The organism is Sphingomonas leidyi, from assembly GCF_011761945.1.
GTDB classification, from domain to species: domain Bacteria; phylum Pseudomonadota; class Alphaproteobacteria; order Sphingomonadales; family Sphingomonadaceae; genus Sphingomonas; species Sphingomonas leidyi.
In genome coordinates this window covers 1-15,695 of record NZ_JAASQV010000001.1, presented here as the reverse complement: position 1 = coordinate 15,695, position 15,695 = coordinate 1, and the positions used below count along the sequence as shown (strand labels likewise).

Here is a 15,695-nt window from a genome sequence, read left to right as displayed (position 1 = left end):
CCGCCGCGGTCGCAGCCCGCGGGGTCCGGCCACCCGCTCCCCCTGGCCGGGCCCCGCGGCACCCAAGGTCCGAAGGACAGATCTGTGAACGACCTCAACGTGATCGACCGGTTCATGGCCGACTTCATCCGCTACATCGATAGCGGGTTCGGCCTGCTCGGGCCCGATGTCGGCTTCCTGACATCGGTGCTCATCGGCATCGACATCACGCTTGCCGGCCTGTTCTGGGCGATGGGAGGCGAGGACGACATCATCGGCCGCTTCCTCAAGAAGATCCTCTACATCGGCGTGTTCGCGCTGATTCTGAATCGCTTCCAGACGCTCGCCGACATCATCTTCCGCTCCTTCGCCCAAGCGGGCCTGACCGCCGGCGGGGGAACGCTTTCCGCCGACGACCTGCTCCGCCCGGGCCGGCTCGCGGGCACCGGATTCCAGGCCGCGTGGCCGCTGCTCGACCAGGCGAGCGACCTGCTCGGCTTCACGACCTTCTTCGAGAACTTCATGACGATCATGGTGCTCCTGATCGCCTGGGTGATCGTGATCGTCGCCTTCTTCATCCTCGCGGTGCAGATGTTCGTCTGCATCCTCGAGTTCAAGCTGACGACGCTCGCCGGCTTCATCCTCGTGCCGTTCGCGCTGTGGAACCGGACCAGCTTCCTCGCCGAGCGGGTGCTGGGCAACGTCATTTCGTCTGGCATCAAGGTGATGGTGCTGGCGGTGATCGTCGGCATCGGTTCCGGCTTCTTCACCGAATTCGCCTCCGCACTGCAGGGCAAGGAGCCCGATATCGGCCAGGCGATGAGCCTGGTGCTCGCCAGCCTCGCGCTGTTCGGACTCGGCATCTTCGGGCCCGGCATCGCTTCCGGGCTCGTCTCCGGCGCGCCGCAGCTCGGCGCCGGCTCCGCGGTTGCCACCACGGCGCTCGCGGCCGGCGGTTTCGCGGTCGCCGGCGGCGCGGGCATGGCCGCGGCAAAGGGCCTTGCCGGTGCCGGGTTCGGCGCGATCCGCGCGGGCACCTCGATGGGATCGGCCGCGTCGACCGCGTACAAGCTCGGCCAGGAGACCTCGGGCTCGAAATCGGTCGCGGCCGGCATGGGCGGCATCGCGACCGCCGCTCGCGGCGCGCTCGCGCAGCGCATGAGCGACGGCCTCGGGTTTCGCGCGGCGGCCGGCGAAGGCCAGCGCGCTGCCTGGAATGCCGGCACGGCGAGCGCGCAAGCGCGCCCCGGGGATCGGTCGGCTCCTGCGTCTGACGCCATGCCGGGTTGGGCGCGCGATCTCCAGAACACGCAATCCCGCCGTCACCACCGCCAGATGGCGATCCACGCACTCCAGGGCGCGGATCGCGGCGGCGGCGGCGCGACCCCCGACATCAAGGAGAAGGACTGATGCGCTTCAAACGTGCCGTCCAGCGCTACGGGCGCACGGACGAACCCGAGACACCGTACCAGCGTGCCGGCCAGCTCTGGGACGAGCGGATCGGCTCCGCCCGGGCCCAGGCGAGCAACTGGCGGCTGATGGCGTTCGGCGGGCTGGCACTCACCACGGGCCTGTCGGGTGCGCTTGTCTGGCAGTCGATGCAGAGCCGGGTCGTTCCCTATGTCGTCGCGGTCGACAGCGTCGGCCAGGCACAGGCCGTGGCGCCTGCCGCCGCCGAATACCGGCCGACCGATCCCCAGATCGCCTGGTTCCTGGCGCGCTTCATCACCGATATCCGCTCGCGCTCGCTCGACCCGGTGCTGATGCGGGAGAACTGGCTCCAGGCCTATGACTTCGCCTCGAAGCGCGGCGCCATCTTTCTCGGCGAATATGCCCGCTCGGCGAACCCGTTCGCGGATGTCGGCGACAAGACCGTTTCGGTTCAGGTGACCAGCGTGGTCCGTGCGTCCGCATCGAGCTTCCAGGTGAAATGGCTCGAGCGCGCCTATGAACGCGGGAGTCTCACGGGCACGTCGCGCTGGACCGCGATCGTCACCGTCCTGCTCAAGCCGCCGCGCGACGCCGACACGCTGCGCAAGAACCCGCTCGGCCTCTATGTCGATGCGATCGACTGGAGCCGCGAGCTCGAGACCCCGACTGACCATCCGTCGAGCGCGCCGTCGACGCCCGTCCCGAATTCCAGCGTGCCCGGCGGATCACCGCTCGACCCCGGCCTCGGCCAGCCCTCCCAAGCCCAACCGGAGACCCGTCCATGAAGCGCATTCTGCTTGCGGCGAGCACGCTCGCCGCGGTGCCCGCCTTTGCGCAAACTTCGCCGGCCGAGCCGCCTCACGCCGCGACGGCAAGTCCCATCCCGCCACCGCCAGTCGCGACCAACCTCGCTCCGCCCCCGCCGGTAGTGCGCCCCACGGCGCCCCGCCGTCACAAGCCGTCGCCGCCCGAGCTTCGGGTTCGCACGGCGAATGCGAAGGCGACCCAGGAGCCTGTCGCCCCGGCCTTCGTCAATGCCGTTCAGGTCTACCCCTATGGCGAGGGCGTCCTGTACCGCCTGTTCGCCGCGCCTGAGCGCGTGACCGACATCGCGCTGCAACCCGGCGAGGCGATCGTCTCGGTCGCGGCGGGCGACACCGCGCGCTGGACGGTCGGCGACACGACCAGCGGCACCGGCGAGAGCAAGCGCGTTCATATCCTGGTGAAGCCGTTCGCCGCGGGGCTCTCGACCAACCTCGTCATCACCACCGATCGGCGCGCCTATCATCTCCAGCTCGAAAGCACGCCGGCCACCGCGATGGCTGCGCTGTCCTGGACTTATCCTCAGGACGAGCTGATCGCGATCCGCCGCCAGCAGGCGGCGGCGGAAGCGGCAAGACCGGTCGCGGCGGGGCTCGCCGTCGAGCAGCTCAACTTCGGTTATGCGGTGACCGGCGACAGGCCGGCCTGGCGGCCGTTGCGCGCTTTCGACGACGGGCGACAGACGTTCATCGAGTTCCCGGCGAGCGTCGGCGTCGGCGAGGCGCCGCCGCTGTTCGTGATCGGCGATCGCGGCGATGCCCAGCTCGTCAACTACCGCATGGTCGGCCGCTTCTATGTGGTCGACCGGTTGTTCGATGCCGCCGAGCTGCGGCTGGGCGCGAAGAAGCAGGCGGTGGTGCGCATCAGCCGCGCCGGCGCCGAGCGGAGCCGGCGGCAGCGGAGGACGTCATGAGCGAGACGGTCCCCGCTGCGGCGACCTCGCCCAAGCTCGACCCCGAGACGCTGGTGCTGCGCGGCCGCCCGAGCCGGATCATCCGCTTTCGCCGCGGCGCGATCATCGCGATCGCAGCGCTCGGATCGACCGTGATCGTCGGGGTCACCTGGGTCGCGCTCAAGCCCGCGACCTTCCGGATCGTCGCCGGCGCCGAGGACCAGAAGGACATCGCCAACCACGCGCCCGACGATGCCCTCGCCGGTGCGCCGAAAAGCTATGGCGACGTGCCCAGGCTCGGCCCGCCGCTCCCCGGCGATCTCGGGCGTCCGATCCTGCGCCGGCAGGAGGCGCTCGGCGGATTGCCGCCTCCCGGCTCTTCGGATCAGGCCGCACAGGCCGCCGAGGCCGAGCGACAGCGACTTCTCGCCGAGCGCAAGTCGGCCCGCGAGTCCGGCATCATGATGCAGCTCGGCACTGCCGGGCACGCAACCGGCGCTGGTCCTGCCACCGCTGCGCCGGCCGCGACTCCGGCGCAGGAAGCGCAGCCGGCGACGATCGCCGTCGATCCCGCGCGCGATCCGGGCAACCAGCAGCGGAAGGCCGACTTTCTCGCCAGCAAGGACCCGACGGCCGACATCAATCCGCACAGGCTGGTGACCCCTGTCTCACCTTATACGCTGACCGCCGGCAGCATCATCGCCGCGAGCCTGATCACGGGGCTCAACTCCGACCTGCCGGGGCTCGTCACCGCGCAGGTTACCGAGAACGCCTATGACAGCGTCACCGGCCGCACTCTCCTGGTGCCGCAAGGGTCTCGCCTGATCGGCAGCTACGACAGCGTAGTGGCGTTCGGGCAAAAGCGCGCGCTGGTCGTATGGCAGCGCATCGTCCTGCCCGACGGCAGCTCGGTCCGTATCGACAATGTGCCGGCAACCGACATGGCCGGTTATGCCGGGCTCTCCGACAAGGTCGATCGTCACACCTGGCAGCTGCTCAAGGGCGTGGCGCTGTCGACGCTGCTCGGGGTCGGCACCGAGCTGAGCCTGGGCGACAGCGAAAGCGACCTCGTCCGCGCCATCCGGGAGTCGGCGCAGCAGGGAACGTCGCGTGCCGGCGACCAGGTCGTCACCAGGAACCTCAACGTCCAGCCGACCCTCGAGGTGCGGCCGGGCTGGCCGCTGCGCGTGGTCGTCCACAAGGACATCGTCCTCGCGCCGTGGCCCGGACAGGAGCGATAGCATGCCGGACCTCAAGCTCGCACAACTGCCGGACCGCACCCCGGTCAAACTCGGCATCTCGGTGACGCCGGACCTCCACCAGGCGCTCAACGATTATGCGGCGCTCTATGCGCAGGCCTATGGCCGGGAGGAGCCGGTCGCTGACCTGATCCCGGCAATGCTCTCCGCCTTTCTCGATAGCGACAAGGCGTTCGCCCGCTCACGGCGCCCACCCACCGGAACCGCCGGAGGCGGCCGATGATGCTCGCCTATGCATCACGCACCGGCACACGTCGCAATCTCGACGCACTGCGCGCCGCCGGATGGCGACTGATGGTCTCCGCCCGCGGCGTGCTGCGCACCGAAGGCTTCCGGTACGCGCTCGACAACGGAGCATGGACGTCATTCCAGCGGAACGAGCCCTTCGACGAGGTGGCTTTCGAGGGGGCGGTCGCCCTGCTCGGACCCGGTGCCGACTGGATCGTCCTTCCGGACATCGTCATGGGCGGCCTCGCATCCCTACGCTTCTCGCAGAAATGGCTCGAGCGGCTCCGGCACCGAAGGGCACTGGCCGGCCAGACCTTCATGATCGCCGTGCAGAACGGGATGAACCCCGACGCGGTGCGTCCCCTGCTGGGTCCCCGGGTCGGCGTCTTCGTGGGTGGCGACACCTCGTGGAAGCTGGCGACCATGGGTCGCTGGGCGCGCCTTGCGCATGCGCGCGGTTCGATCTGCCATGTTGGGCGCGTCAACAGCGCCCGACGCGTCCGCCTCTGCATGGCCACCGGCGCCGATAGCTTCGACGGCTCCGGCGTCTCCCGCTTCGCAGCTGCCTTGCCGTCGGTCGATCGCGCCCGCCGGCAAACCGACATCGAAAACTGGCTCGCACGGAGGATAGCGTGATGGAGAACGACATGAACGGGAATGAAGGCGGTTGGGAGGGACAGGGGCCACCTGTCGCTCATACCCTGGAGCCGATCAGCGTGCGGATTGCCACCGCGGTCAAGCTGACCGGGATCTGCCGCTCGACGATCTACGAGCTGATCGGCGACGGGACGATCGAGACGGTGAAGATCGGGCGATCGACCTTCATCCTCTATCCCAGCCTGAAACGGCTGTTCGAACGAAGCTAGGCGGCCGCTTTGGCAAGGTCCGCGTGCTCGAACGCGCTCGCCATGCGTTCGATCTGAGCGCTGGAGAGGCCGTTGTCGCTGGCGACTTCCCGCCAGGCGAGCACGGCCGCGGCGACTTCGGCTGCTATGGTGTGCGCTGCAGCCGGCTTGAGACCGAATTGCCCGGCGACTGCCATTGCCGTGTCGATCGAGCTCGCGTCGTCCGCTTCATCAAGCGTCAGCGCATGGTGGCGGGGTTTGACGTCGATCGGCATCGGATTGAGGTCATAGGCGGGAGCCAGGAGCCAGCCGCCTGTGTCCCGAAGGTAGCCATGATTGCGCAGATGGTCGTCGGTGTTGGAGATCAGCACGTTGAAGACCATGCGGCGCCAGAGCTGTGCCGCGTCCCGCTCCGGCGCGGCGCCATCGGTGCGCAGGACATCAAGCAACTCGAGATAGCTTCGCGTGTCGCCATCGGACGCAGCGAGGGCGGTCAGTGCCGAGATGAAGGGAATGCGCCGGCCGCCTTCGTCGCGGTCGAATCTCCGCATGACGAAGACAGGGCGCTTCTGAATCACAAGGAGCGCGAAGTCGGGCACATCGATGCCCGCGGCCCGTGCCAGGGTCATGGCCGTAGCTTCCCAGCGCGGAACGGGCCAGTCGTCGTTGGGGCTCGGGAATTTCGCAATCGTGAGATGCCCTTCGGCGTCGATCACCGCAGCCTTGGGACGCGCGCCGCCGAGGGATGCGCCGGGCGCGAGGACGAGACGCAGATCATCGTCGCTTTCCTTGTCATTCAGAATGCGGGTGGTGGCTGAAAGCAGCTTGGCGAGCTTGATGATCGGCGGGATGGCCTGATCGGTATGGGCCAGGAAGGTCGCCTCGCCCGCCTCCGCGAAGCGGAGGGCACCCAATCGATTCTCGTCCTCGACCAATGTGAGGAAGTCGATGTCCAGAAGTGTGCGGGCCGGTCGCCCCTCCGCCTTGGCCCGCTTGCGCTCGCGACGCAGCAGGAGGTTGCGGCCCCAGCGGTCGGGCGCCGGGTCGGTGAATGCGTTGAACAGCCCTTCCGTATGGAATGTGCCGGCCGTCAGCGGCAGCAGCGGATCGAGCGCGAAGGCATATGGATGCCGCCGCCAGCGGTCCGTATATTCGAAGCTCGAGGTTTCCTTGTTGCCCTTGGAGCGTGCCCAGAGGCGGCCGACCTGCAGGGTTTCGCCCCGCCAGTCGATGTGAACGTCAAGCGTACGCTCCATAGCCGCCTCCGATCACTGCGCGCTGCGCGCGCGCTGAGGAAGGCGTTCGCTCTCGAGAGACAGGCCGACGCTGTCGGTGAGCGGGTCGGCAAGATCGCCGAGGCGCTCGGAAAGTCCCAGCACGAACAGGACCGTCGCATAGACTCCCAGCGAAACCGCGGGATCTCCCCGTTCGACCCGCGTCAGGGTGTTGCGGCTGATGAAGGCGCGCTCGGCGACGATCGTCATGGTCAGGCGGCGGCGCTTGCGTGCGATCTGGATGTCGCCACCGAGCTTGCGCAGCGCCTTTCGCACCGCAAGCGGCAAGGCGGCCTTCGAGGGGGAGCTTCTCATAGTTGCACCATAAACCGTGCATTATCATTCTTAGCGCTCAAATTACAGTGCGAATCGTTGGGGAGGGGTGGCGATGCACATTTCCTGCACCTTAAGTCGTGCGCAAAGTATCATAACGCACAATTTATGATGCAAATATGGTAGGGCGTACCGGTATGGCAGGGGGCTCGATTCCGTGCTTAGGAATGCTCCCGTCACCGCGACCGGGCGCCGCGCCGGACGTGCTTCGAAGATACGCCTATAGCCGAAAGATCCGAAGGTTCTGATGTCGCCCAGGGAAGCGGACGCGAAGTAAATTGGCTTCGGGGGTTTCGGGAAGGCCCCGTCATCCCTATATCTCCTGCATCGTGGGCAAGCGGATTCGTAGGCGCTCGCGGCTGAGAGACAGACGCGCTCCCGCTTACAATTGGCCGGAGCTGTCCCATGGATCTCAATTATCTTCTCGCGCGCCACCAAGTCTCGCTGATGCGCGCCGACACCGCCGCATGCAGCGGGGCGCGACATTCGCATCAGGGGCTGGCGCGCGGCTATGCCGGGCGGATTCGTCAGCTGCGCGAGCGGCTTGGTACCGGCGCCTCGCTGCTCGTGCCGGCCTGACGGCTTGGTCAAGGAAGATCTGCTCACGCTCGACGGGCTGATCGAAGAGATCCTTCCCGACGGACGTTTCCGCGTCGCGCTTGAGAACGGCCACCGCATCATCGTCTATACCGCGGGGAAGATGCGCAAATATCGGATCCGCACGCTGGTCGGAGATCGGGTGCAGGTCGAGATGTCTCCTTACGACATGGAAAAGGGGCGGCTCGTGTATCGCGAGCGCATCGCGAGCACCGGCTTCACCCCGCGCAGAGGAAATCGACGATGAGCGACGAACCGGCTGGCGAAGCCCCCGCCGCAGCTGCGGCCCCGAAACGCGGGATGTTCCGCAAGGCGGCGGCGCGGCTGTCGCCGGACGGGGTCGAGCGCCAGAGCCGCGTCACGCTGCTTGCCTGGAACCTGCTCGGCGCCGATGCCGCGATCGCGTTCCTCAACAGCTACAACGATGCGCTCGAGGGCCGGCCGCTCGATCTGGCAGTGGCCAGCGCCGACGGCTGCGAAGCGGTCGAGCGCGCGATCACCGCACGCGCCACCGGCGAATAGGCGGGCACCGGATGCTGCTTACCATCTGCCATCGCACCGTCTACCGCTATGCGCGGCCGGTCGCGCTGCTGCCGCATCGGATGATGCTGTGCCCGCGTGGCCAGCACGATCTGCGTTTGCTCACGACCCTGCTGAGCTGCACACCGCCGGCGCATATCGAATGGACCCAGGACGTGTTCGGCAATCTGATCGCCACCGCCACCTTTTCCGGCGCGGTGGAGACGCTGACGATCGACAGCCGGATGGTGGTCGACCAGTCGGCCACGGCATGGCCGGTGTTCAGCATTGCGCCCTCGGCGCATGATTTTCCGTTCGCCTATTCGGCGGAGGAGGTGGCGGATCTCGGCGCGCTGCGTGAGCCGCAATATCCCGACGCGGCCCATAGCGTGCGCGACTGGGTGGAGAGCTTCCGCGGGTCGGAGCCGACCGACACGCTGACGCTGCTCAAGCAGATCAACGCCGGCATCCTGGCCGAGTGCGCCTATCGCGCGCGCGACGCGGAAGGGACGCAATCCCCGGACGAGACCATCCATATGGGAAGCGGCTCCTGCCGCGATTTCGCGACGCTGTTCCTTGAAGCGGTGCGCCACCTCGGTTTCGGCGCGCGGGCGGTATCGGGATATCTCCAGGTAGCCGAGCCGGAGGATGGCACCGCCGGACAGCACTGCGCCACCCATGCCTGGGCGGAAGTCTATCTTCCCTGCGCCGGCTGGATCGCTTTCGACCCGACCCATGCCCGGATGGGCGGCGCCGGCCTGATCCCGGTCGCCGTTGCGCGAAGCATCGAGCAGATCCATCCGGTGCAGGGACTTTATACCGGCGCTCCCGAGGATTTCATCGAGATGCGTGTCGAAGTGAGCGTCACCACCGGCACGGTGCTCGCGAGCGCGTTCGACCAGCCGCAACCGCTTCCGTCCTGAAAGGAAAAGCGCCGCACATCCGGCCGTAAGCCTGGCCGCGGCCGTGCCGATAAGGATATCACCGCGTCGGGTCAGAAGTCTCCGGCGCGGCCTTGTGCGGGAGAGGGCGGCGAGCCCGGCGTGAAATCGACGATCGCCGCTTCGGTGGCGAGGAGCAGCCCCGCGATGGATGCGGCGTCCTGGAGCGCCGAGCGCACGACTAGGGTCGGATCGATGACGCCTGCCTCGACCAGATTCTCATAATGCCCGGTCTGGGCATTGAAGCCCATGTCCTGATCGTTGCGGTCGGTCAGCCGCGCCGCGACGACGCCACCGTCCTGTCCGGCATTCTCCGCGATCTGCCGCAGCGGCGCGGACAGGGCTCTTCGCAGGATGTCGATGCCGCGCGTCTGGTCGTCATTGGCACCCTTCATGTCGAGCGCGCGGGAAGCGTAGAGCAGCGCGGTGCCGCCGCCCGGCACGACGCCTTCCTCGACCGCGGCGCGCGTGGCGTGCAGCGCGTCGTCCAGGCGATCCTTGCGCTCGCGCATCTCGACTTCGGTCGACGCGCCCACGCGGATGATCGCGATGCCGCTGGTGAGCCTGGCGAGCCGCTCCTGGAGCCTTTCCTGGTCATGGTCGCTTGCGCTGGCGGCGATCTGCTGCCGGAGCAGCGCGGCCCTGCGGGCGACCGTCTCGCTGCTTGCCGCGCCGCCGATGATCGTCGTGTCGTCGCGCCCGATCGTCACGCGGCGGGCGCCCCCGAGCATGTCGAGCGTGACGCGATCGAGCGACAGACCGAGATCGGGCGAGATCAGCACGCTGTCGGTGAGGATCGCGATGTCCTCCAGCATGACCCGGCGGCCATCGCCATAGCCCGGCGCCTTGACCGCCGCGACCTTCAGACTGCCGCGCAGCTTGTTGACGACAAGCGCCGTCAGCGCTTCGCTTTCGATGTCCTCGGCAATGATCAGCAAGGGCCGGCTCGACTGGGCCACGGCCTCCAGGACGGGGAGCAGCCGGTGCATGTCCGACAGCTTCTTCTCGTGGATCAGGACATGCGGATCCTGGAGCTCGACGATCATCTTCCCGGCGTCGGTGATGAAATGGGGGCTGAGATAACCGCGGTCGAACTGCATGCCCTCGACGATTTCCAGTTCGAACGCCATGCCGCGCGCATCCTCGATCGAGATCACGCCATCGTTGCCGACCTTGTCCATCGCGGCGGCGATCATTCGGCCGATCTCTTCGTCGCCATTGGCGGAGACGATCCCCACCTGCGCGATCGCAGTGTTGTCCGACACCGGCCGCGAGCGCGCGGACAGCTCCGCGACGACGCGCGTCACAGCGAGGTCGATGCCGCGCTTGAGATCGATCGGGCTGGCGCCCGCCGATACCGACTTCATGCCCTCGCGGACGATCGCCTGCGCGAGCACGGTCGCGGTCGTGGTGCCATCGCCGGCATGGTCCTGGGTCCGCGAGGCGACGGCCCGGACGATCTGCGCGCCGAGATTCTCGAAGCGGTCGGCGAACGCGATGTCCCTGGCGACCGTCACACCGTCCTTGGTGATGTGCGGCGCGCCATAGCCCTTGTCGAGCAGCACGTTGCGGCCCCTGGGGCCGAGCGTGACGCGCACCGCGTCGGCGAGCTTGTCGACTCCGCGCACGATGCTCTCGCGCGCATCGTGCGAGAATCGGATGTCCTTGATAGCCATGGATCGGAACGTTCCGGTTGCTGGACCGCGACGAAGGTGTCGCTTTCACAACCGGAGGCCAGCGCCACCATATGCGAATTGGCAAGGCCGGAGCCGGCCCATGCCGATGGTAGGCATGTGGGCTTCCGGAGTGGCGCTGGCAAGTGCCTCGCCGTGGGGAGCGCCGGACTTAGGAGGCTTCGGGGTGCGGCGCGCGCTGCGCGTCGGCTGCGATAGCCGCCGCCAGTTCCGCGGGATCCACGGTGCAGACGCGTGTTCCGGACGCCGTCGGCACATAGAGCAGCGTGGCGACGCGCCGATAGACGATATGCCCATTGCCTTCGATCGCCTCCTCGTCGGTCTCGACTTCGTAGCTGCCCGGCGGGAGGATTTCACCGGTGGCTTTCAGCCGGAACGGCGAGGCGAAGGTCACGGTCGAGCGGGTGGAACGGATCGACATGGGCTTCTCCAACGGCCGATGCCGACCGCTGCCCGATGCCTAGCACGGTGGTCAAGCGCCGCGAATGGGCGTATAGAAACGGGATCGTCGACTCACCCGCTTCGCAAGCGCGCGACGCCAGAGAGAAATTGATTTGCTCCCGCTTGCCGACGGGAGAATCACATGTCGAGCAGTTCAGCATTTCGCGAATTCGAGCCGCCGTGCCGGGTCTCGGCGAGCCTTCCCTTGGCAGATATTCCCGTCGACGTGTCAGACGTGCTGTTTCGCCTTACGGCATCGAACGACACCAAGCTTCCCAGCGCCGACCCAACCGGCGCCAGGGCGAATCCGGCGCCGGAGGACCAATTCTGTTTTGAAATCTATCGCGCCGAGGAGGTGCGGCTCACGTCGATCCTGTTTTCCGGCGGAGACTGGCGGTGGCGCTTCTGCTCGGCTTCCGATGTGACGCTGGCAACGAGCGCGGGATATGCGAGCGAGCGGGATTGCGCAGCCGCGGTGGCGGCGCTTCGCAGCAGTGCCGGATGCGCAAGGGTTCGAACCGCAGGCTGTTGATCGCGATCGGCGCTGGCGTCCCAGGACGGCAGCCTCTAGACGGAATCGCTGCTCCAACCTGGGTCAGAGCGTTGGCCATCCGGCACGAACGCGAAGGAAGGAGCGATCAATGGCCAAGAGTCAGCGCAGGGGCAACAAGGAGGTCCGCAAGCCCAAGAAAGCCGGACCGCCGAAACAGAACGCCTCAGCTCCCTCTCTGAAGGGGAAGGTAGGGCTCGATCCGGCAAAACGACCGGTCTGATCCTCCCGATCTCTGCGTCAAGGCGCGGTTGATGGTCGAGCCGCTGGCGGAAGCCGGACGGAAATCGAGCGGTGGCACCCAAAGGCAGGGGCGGTCCCGTCGACGGTGACCGCAGTGGCCGGGCACGCGCGGCTCCGTCTCTAACCTCGACCCATGAACGCGGATCCGCGGTTCGATGATCGATCGGGTTGCCACGCGGTATTCGGTCGGGGAGGATGGGCTTCGCTCTCCGCCCGAGGAAACCGTGGAAACCATCACGATCGTCCTTGCCCTGATGTTTGCCGTTGTGGTGAGCGGCGTTGCGTCGCGTCTGTTGCCGCTGCCGATCCCCCGCCCGCTGGTGCAGATCGTCCTGGGGGCTTTCATCGGCCTGGTGGCGGACTGGCGGGTGACGCTCGATCCCGAAATCTTCTTCCTGCTCTTCCTGCCGCCGCTGCTGTTCCTCGACGGGTGGCGGATTCCACGCGAGGAGCTGTTCCGTGACGGCAAGACGGTCATCGAGCTCGCGCTCGGCCTTGTCGTCTTCACCGTTCTGGGGATGGGGCTGTTCATCCACTGGATGATTCCGGCAATGCCGCTGGCGGTGGCCTTCGCGCTCGCCGCCGTCCTCTCCCCGACCGATCCGATCGCCGTGTCGGCGATTGCCCAGCGGGTGCCGATCCCGAGCCGGATGATGCACATCCTCGAAGGCGAATCGCTGCTCAACGATGCGTCCGGCCTGGTGTGCCTGCGCTTCGCCATTGCGGCGGCGCTGACCGGCACCTTCTCGCCGCGGGATGCGGTGCTGGACTTCCTGTGGGTGGCGCTGGGCGGCATCGCGGTGGGCACCGGGCTCACCTGGGGCGTGGGCAAGGTCAAGAACTGGATCAGCCGGCGGCTTGGCGAGGACAGCGGATCGCAGATCCTGATCAGCCTGCTGATCCCGTTCGGCGCCTATCTGGTCGCCGAGCGCCTGCATTGCTCCGGCATCCTGGCGGCGGTCGCCGCCGGCCTGACCATGGGCTTCGTCGAAGGCGCCGGGCAGGCGCAGGCGCTCACGCGCATCCGCCGCGCTACCTTCTGGGACGTCATCCAGTTCGCCGCCAACGGCATCATCTTCGTCCTTCTCGGCGAACAATTGCCGCTCATCCTGGCGCGAGCTTCCGAGACGGTACAGCTGACCGGACACCATGCCCCCTGGTGGCTCGCCGTCTATGTCGTGGCGATCAATCTCGGCCTTGCCGCGATACGATTCCTCTGGGTGTGGCTGTCGTTGAGGCTGACCCGGTTCATGTCCCGGGATCAGCGCGCGAGCCCTGGCTGGCGCATCACCGCCGCCATGTCCTTCGCAGGCGTGCGCGGAGCGATCACGCTGGCCGGCGTGTTCACGCTCCCGCTGGCTATGCCGGACGGCGCCGCCTTCCCGGCACGCGATCTCGCGGTCTTCCTCGCCATGGGCGTCATCATCACGTCGCTCCTTGCTGCGAGCATCGGGCTGCCCTGGCTGCTCAACGGTCTGACGATGCCGGCGGAGCCCTCCCACCAGGCCGAGGAAGATGCCGCACGGGTCGTCGCGGCGCAGGCTGCCATCGCCGCGGTGGAGCGCGTCCAGCACGATCTGGCGGAGGGACGCAGCGACGTCGACCTCTATTTCGCCGCCGCCGCGCGGATCATGGACGGCTATCGCCAGCGCATCGAAACCCGGCAGGGCAACATCGAAGCCAATGCCGCCGAGCGCCGGTCGGAGCGGATCGAGCGCGATCTCCGCCTCGCCGCGCTGAAGGCGGAGCGTACCGCCATCTTCAGGATGGTCCGCAAGCGCAAGCTCGGCAGCGAACTCGCGCGCAAGCTGATCCGCGAACTCGACCTGCTGGAGGCGCGATATGCCGGATGACGGCGATCGGCTGCCGATGGTCACGCGCCCGGAACCGACGCCGGTCCACCCCGTTCAGCGCGACGCCCGTGCCGGATGCCGATACTGCGACGCGCCACTGGAAACCCGGGTTGCCGAATCCTATATCAGCAGTATCGCGCCACTCCGCCCATGAGCAAGGACGCGACTGAGAGATGATTCGTGCTCCCGCTCTGCCGTGGAGCACAATATGTCCCCCGCTTCCCCACCTCCTCCTGCGCGGCGTTTTGCGTCGGCTTTCCGGCCTCATGCTTCTGCGACCGCGGCGCTACCCCTGCTCGAGGCGCGGATTCCGCGCGAAGTCCTTTCGCTGTTCGGCGCGCCTCGCCGGGCGTTTGCGACTTCGTCGCTGCGGGAAGGTTGATGTCGCGGGCCGTCAACATCGACGCGACCGTCGAGCAGGTCGTGGCCATGTCCGCCAAGCACGATGCCGCGATCAGCACGATCGAGGCGCTCGTCCCCTTGGGAACGCGCGTCGTCTTCGTGCGCGCCGAGGACGCGCGGGCGATCGAGCGGATCTATGGCACGCGCCTGCTCAAGGGGGCGGTGACCCGCACCCCCGTACGCCCCCGTCGCGCGAACTGATCCGTCACGTCCGGGTCTCCGGCTCGGGCAAGAAAGGAGACCGCATGCAACCGCGAATCGTGGAGAGTATCGTGTCCCCGCGGGACGACGAGGCAGCCATGGCTGCCTTTGGCATCCAACGCGTTCCAGTCGATTACTTCCATTGGAACGGCTATCGCTACAGCACGCTGAAGGATGCGCTCGCCGCCGCGCGGCGTGCCGAATCGCGGAGCGCGCAGCATGCATAAGCTGCTCCATCGGCTTTCGTCCCGATCCCCCGTCCGCAATAAGGATTCTACCATGCAACCCTCAGCCTGCACCTGCCGCGCCCAGGAAGCGCACCAGCGCGTCGTTTCGCTGAACGCGCCGCTCGCGAACGTCCGATCGATCGCAGCACTCGCCGCCGCCGCCTGGGCCAAGGAGGCGCTGGCCGCCGAACGACGCGAGGCGAGGGTGGCGCATGCCAGGCAGGAGCGGGAAGCGGCGAAGGTCCTGCACCTTTGCCTGTGGCCGGACGAGCGCACATGGAGTGAGAATCCCGATCGGGGCTTCGCGGACGCCTGACGGCGCGGGACAGGCCTGCCATTTTCGCTTCGAATACGAGGCGAGCCGAATCATCACGGCTATGGCGCTCGGTGGGTCGACGGTGCTGCCGCCTCGGCGATCCAGATCGGGCGGCACGTCCCATCCCTTGCGTAACGGATGTGCGTTCCCCATATATGATGGGCTACAGTCGCAAATCGGCGGTTCTTGGAGCTTTGCGGCCTCTTTTTCCTTCAGTCTGCACCGCGGCACCGGGCGTTCCGGTCGTCGGCCGCCCCCCAAGGAAAAGGAATTCCCAATGAGCGTCATCGGAACCGTCAAGTTTTTCAACGAGCAGAAAGGCTATGGCTTCATCGCCCCGGACAACGGCGGCGGCGATGCCTTCGTCCACATCAGCGCGGTCGAGCGTGCCAGCATGGCCACGCTGCAGCAGAACCAGCGCCTCTCCTACGACCTCGAGCAGGACAAGCGCGGCAAGTCCTCGGCGGTCAATCTCGTGGCCGCCGACTGATCAGCCCAACCCGGTATGGCGGCGTTCTTCCGGACGCCGCCGGGGGGGGGGGGGGGCCCCCCCCCCCCCCCCCCCCCCCCGGCGGCCCGGCCCCCCCCCCCCCGGCGGGGGGGGGGCGCCCCCGCCGCCCCCCCCCCCCCGCCCGCCGGGGCCGCCGC

Annotated in this window: 21 protein-coding genes; 17 read left to right on the top strand and 4 right to left on the bottom strand. The window is 67.6% G+C overall.

The window, feature by feature from the left end; all coding sequences use genetic code 11:
* The first annotated feature begins 84 nt into the window (after positions 1–84).
* Genes trbL through FHR20_RS00080 form a run of 7 tightly spaced genes read left to right on the top strand, consistent with a single transcriptional unit; the run spans position 85 to position 5,477 of the window.
* Complete coding sequence (trbL, locus tag FHR20_RS00110; protein WP_167297677.1) at positions 85–1,389, top strand: P-type conjugative transfer protein TrbL; 1,305 nt, start codon at positions 85–87, stop codon at positions 1,387–1,389.
* Positions 1,389–2,195, top strand: coding sequence for a conjugal transfer protein TrbF (gene trbF, locus FHR20_RS00105; protein ID WP_167297675.1), 807 nt, complete (start codon positions 1,389–1,391; stop codon positions 2,193–2,195). Before trbL ends, trbF begins: the two co-directional genes overlap by 1 nt.
* Complete coding sequence (gene trbG, locus FHR20_RS00100) at positions 2,192–3,145, top strand: P-type conjugative transfer protein TrbG (protein WP_167297673.1); 954 nt, start codon at positions 2,192–2,194, stop codon at positions 3,143–3,145. The genes trbF and trbG overlap by 4 nt, the downstream gene beginning before the upstream one ends.
* Positions 3,142–4,365 (top strand): TraB/TrbI/VirB10 family type IV secretion system protein, encoded by a 1,224-nt coding sequence (locus tag FHR20_RS00095; protein ID WP_167297671.1) that lies wholly within the window; start codon positions 3,142–3,144, stop codon positions 4,363–4,365. The genes trbG and FHR20_RS00095 overlap by 4 nt, the downstream gene beginning before the upstream one ends.
* 1 nt (position 4,366) lies before the next feature.
* A complete protein-coding gene (locus FHR20_RS00090; RefSeq protein WP_167297669.1) occupies positions 4,367–4,606 on the top strand; it encodes a DUF2274 domain-containing protein in 240 nt (79 codons plus the stop codon).
* Positions 4,603–5,247: a hypothetical protein gene (locus FHR20_RS00085; protein WP_167297667.1), complete on the top strand. Its 645-nt coding sequence runs from the start codon at positions 4,603–4,605 to the stop codon at positions 5,245–5,247. The genes FHR20_RS00090 and FHR20_RS00085 overlap by 4 nt, the downstream gene beginning before the upstream one ends.
* 11 nt (positions 5,248–5,258) lie before the next feature.
* Positions 5,259–5,477: a helix-turn-helix domain-containing protein gene (locus FHR20_RS00080; protein WP_167297665.1), complete on the top strand. Its 219-nt coding sequence runs from the start codon at positions 5,259–5,261 to the stop codon at positions 5,475–5,477.
* Here FHR20_RS00080 and FHR20_RS00075 read toward each other — a convergent pair.
* Together FHR20_RS00075 and FHR20_RS00070 are read right to left on the bottom strand one after the other, a co-directional pair.
* Positions 5,474–6,712, bottom strand: a complete 1,239-nt coding sequence (locus FHR20_RS00075) for a type II toxin-antitoxin system HipA family toxin (protein WP_167297663.1) — start codon at positions 6,710–6,712, stop codon at positions 5,474–5,476. The two genes, FHR20_RS00080 and FHR20_RS00075, sit on opposite strands and share 4 nt — an antisense overlap.
* Before the next feature lie 12 nt (positions 6,713–6,724).
* On the bottom strand, positions 6,725–7,045 hold the full coding sequence (locus tag FHR20_RS00070) for a helix-turn-helix domain-containing protein (RefSeq protein WP_167297661.1): 321 nt from the start codon (positions 7,043–7,045) through the stop codon (positions 6,725–6,727).
* A 423-nt stretch (positions 7,046–7,468) separates the two neighbouring features.
* On the opposite strand from FHR20_RS00070, the gene FHR20_RS00065 reads away from it, so the two are divergent.
* Genes FHR20_RS00065 through FHR20_RS00050 form a run of 4 tightly spaced genes read left to right on the top strand, consistent with a single transcriptional unit; the run spans position 7,469 to position 9,102 of the window.
* Complete coding sequence (locus FHR20_RS00065; protein ID WP_167297659.1) at positions 7,469–7,642, top strand: hypothetical protein; 174 nt, start codon at positions 7,469–7,471, stop codon at positions 7,640–7,642.
* 4 nt (positions 7,643–7,646) lie between these two features.
* Positions 7,647–7,907: a translation initiation factor IF-1 gene (infA, locus tag FHR20_RS00060; RefSeq protein ID WP_167297657.1), complete on the top strand. Its 261-nt coding sequence runs from the start codon at positions 7,647–7,649 to the stop codon at positions 7,905–7,907.
* On the top strand, positions 7,904–8,182 hold the full coding sequence (locus FHR20_RS00055) for an antitoxin Xre/MbcA/ParS toxin-binding domain-containing protein (RefSeq protein WP_167297655.1): 279 nt from the start codon (positions 7,904–7,906) through the stop codon (positions 8,180–8,182). The genes infA and FHR20_RS00055 overlap by 4 nt, the downstream gene beginning before the upstream one ends.
* Positions 8,183–8,193: 11 nt before the next feature.
* Positions 8,194–9,102: a transglutaminase family protein gene (locus tag FHR20_RS00050; protein WP_167297653.1), complete on the top strand. Its 909-nt coding sequence runs from the start codon at positions 8,194–8,196 to the stop codon at positions 9,100–9,102.
* A gap of 71 nt (positions 9,103–9,173) precedes the next feature.
* Here FHR20_RS00050 and groL read toward each other — a convergent pair whose 3' ends face one another.
* Together groL and FHR20_RS00040 are read right to left on the bottom strand one after the other, a co-directional pair.
* The gene (groL, locus tag FHR20_RS00045; protein WP_167297651.1) at positions 9,174–10,796 is read right to left on the bottom strand and encodes a chaperonin GroEL; all 1,623 of its coding nucleotides are present in this window, start codon (positions 10,794–10,796) and stop codon (positions 9,174–9,176) included.
* A gap of 169 nt (positions 10,797–10,965) precedes the next feature.
* Entirely contained in the window at positions 10,966–11,235 is a 270-nt protein-coding gene (locus FHR20_RS00040; RefSeq protein ID WP_167297649.1) for a hypothetical protein, read from the bottom strand.
* Between the two features lie 162 nt (positions 11,236–11,397).
* Here FHR20_RS00040 and FHR20_RS00035 point away from each other — a divergent pair, with 162 nt between their 5' ends.
* From FHR20_RS00035 to FHR20_RS00010, 6 genes are all read left to right on the top strand, one after another.
* Positions 11,398–11,787: a YegP family protein gene (locus FHR20_RS00035; RefSeq protein ID WP_167297647.1), complete on the top strand. Its 390-nt coding sequence runs from the start codon at positions 11,398–11,400 to the stop codon at positions 11,785–11,787.
* 485 nt (positions 11,788–12,272) lie between these two features.
* Positions 12,273–13,901, top strand: a complete 1,629-nt coding sequence (locus tag FHR20_RS00030) for a Na+/H+ antiporter (protein WP_167297644.1) — start codon at positions 12,273–12,275, stop codon at positions 13,899–13,901.
* 381 nt (positions 13,902–14,282) lie between these two features.
* Positions 14,283–14,504, top strand: a complete 222-nt coding sequence (locus FHR20_RS00025) for a hypothetical protein (protein ID WP_167297642.1) — start codon at positions 14,283–14,285, stop codon at positions 14,502–14,504.
* A gap of 44 nt (positions 14,505–14,548) precedes the next feature.
* Entirely contained in the window at positions 14,549–14,731 is a 183-nt protein-coding gene (locus tag FHR20_RS00020; RefSeq protein ID WP_208413340.1) for a hypothetical protein, read from the top strand.
* Between the two features lie 52 nt (positions 14,732–14,783).
* Positions 14,784–15,047, top strand: a complete 264-nt coding sequence (locus FHR20_RS00015) for a hypothetical protein (RefSeq protein ID WP_208413339.1) — start codon at positions 14,784–14,786, stop codon at positions 15,045–15,047.
* Positions 15,048–15,324: 277 nt separating this feature from the next.
* Complete coding sequence (locus tag FHR20_RS00010) at positions 15,325–15,537, top strand: cold-shock protein (protein WP_167297638.1); 213 nt, start codon at positions 15,325–15,327, stop codon at positions 15,535–15,537.
* Positions 15,538–15,695: the final 158 nt, after the last annotated feature.

Bases quoted from the DNA above. Each gene is read 5' to 3' on its own strand.
- trbF (WP_167297675.1), top strand. From the start codon at position 1,389: ATGCGCTTCAAACGTGCCGTCCAGCGCTACGGGCGCACGGACGAACCC.
- trbG (WP_167297673.1), top strand. From the start codon at position 2,192: ATGAAGCGCATTCTGCTTGCGGCGAGCACGCTCGCCGCGGTGCCCGCC.
- FHR20_RS00095 (WP_167297671.1), top strand. From the start codon at position 3,142: ATGAGCGAGACGGTCCCCGCTGCGGCGACCTCGCCCAAGCTCGACCCC.
- FHR20_RS00090 (WP_167297669.1), top strand. From the start codon at position 4,367: ATGCCGGACCTCAAGCTCGCACAACTGCCGGACCGCACCCCGGTCAAA.
- FHR20_RS00085 (WP_167297667.1), top strand. From the start codon at position 4,603: ATGATGCTCGCCTATGCATCACGCACCGGCACACGTCGCAATCTCGAC.
- FHR20_RS00080 (WP_167297665.1), top strand. From the start codon at position 5,259: ATGAACGGGAATGAAGGCGGTTGGGAGGGACAGGGGCCACCTGTCGCT.
- FHR20_RS00075 (WP_167297663.1), bottom strand. From the start codon at position 6,712: ATGGAGCGTACGCTTGACGTTCACATCGACTGGCGGGGCGAAACCCTG.
- FHR20_RS00070 (WP_167297661.1), bottom strand. From the start codon at position 7,045: ATGAGAAGCTCCCCCTCGAAGGCCGCCTTGCCGCTTGCGGTGCGAAAG.
- FHR20_RS00065 (WP_167297659.1), top strand. From the start codon at position 7,469: ATGGATCTCAATTATCTTCTCGCGCGCCACCAAGTCTCGCTGATGCGC.
- FHR20_RS00055 (WP_167297655.1), top strand. From the start codon at position 7,904: ATGAGCGACGAACCGGCTGGCGAAGCCCCCGCCGCAGCTGCGGCCCCG.
- FHR20_RS00050 (WP_167297653.1), top strand. From the start codon at position 8,194: ATGCTGCTTACCATCTGCCATCGCACCGTCTACCGCTATGCGCGGCCG.
- groL (WP_167297651.1), bottom strand. From the start codon at position 10,796: ATGGCTATCAAGGACATCCGATTCTCGCACGATGCGCGCGAGAGCATC.
- FHR20_RS00040 (WP_167297649.1), bottom strand. From the start codon at position 11,235: ATGTCGATCCGTTCCACCCGCTCGACCGTGACCTTCGCCTCGCCGTTC.
- FHR20_RS00035 (WP_167297647.1), top strand. From the start codon at position 11,398: ATGTCGAGCAGTTCAGCATTTCGCGAATTCGAGCCGCCGTGCCGGGTC.
- FHR20_RS00025 (WP_167297642.1), top strand. From the start codon at position 14,283: ATGTCGCGGGCCGTCAACATCGACGCGACCGTCGAGCAGGTCGTGGCC.
- FHR20_RS00020 (WP_208413340.1), top strand. From the start codon at position 14,549: ATGCAACCGCGAATCGTGGAGAGTATCGTGTCCCCGCGGGACGACGAG.
- FHR20_RS00015 (WP_208413339.1), top strand. From the start codon at position 14,784: ATGCAACCCTCAGCCTGCACCTGCCGCGCCCAGGAAGCGCACCAGCGC.
- FHR20_RS00010 (WP_167297638.1), top strand. From the start codon at position 15,325: ATGAGCGTCATCGGAACCGTCAAGTTTTTCAACGAGCAGAAAGGCTAT.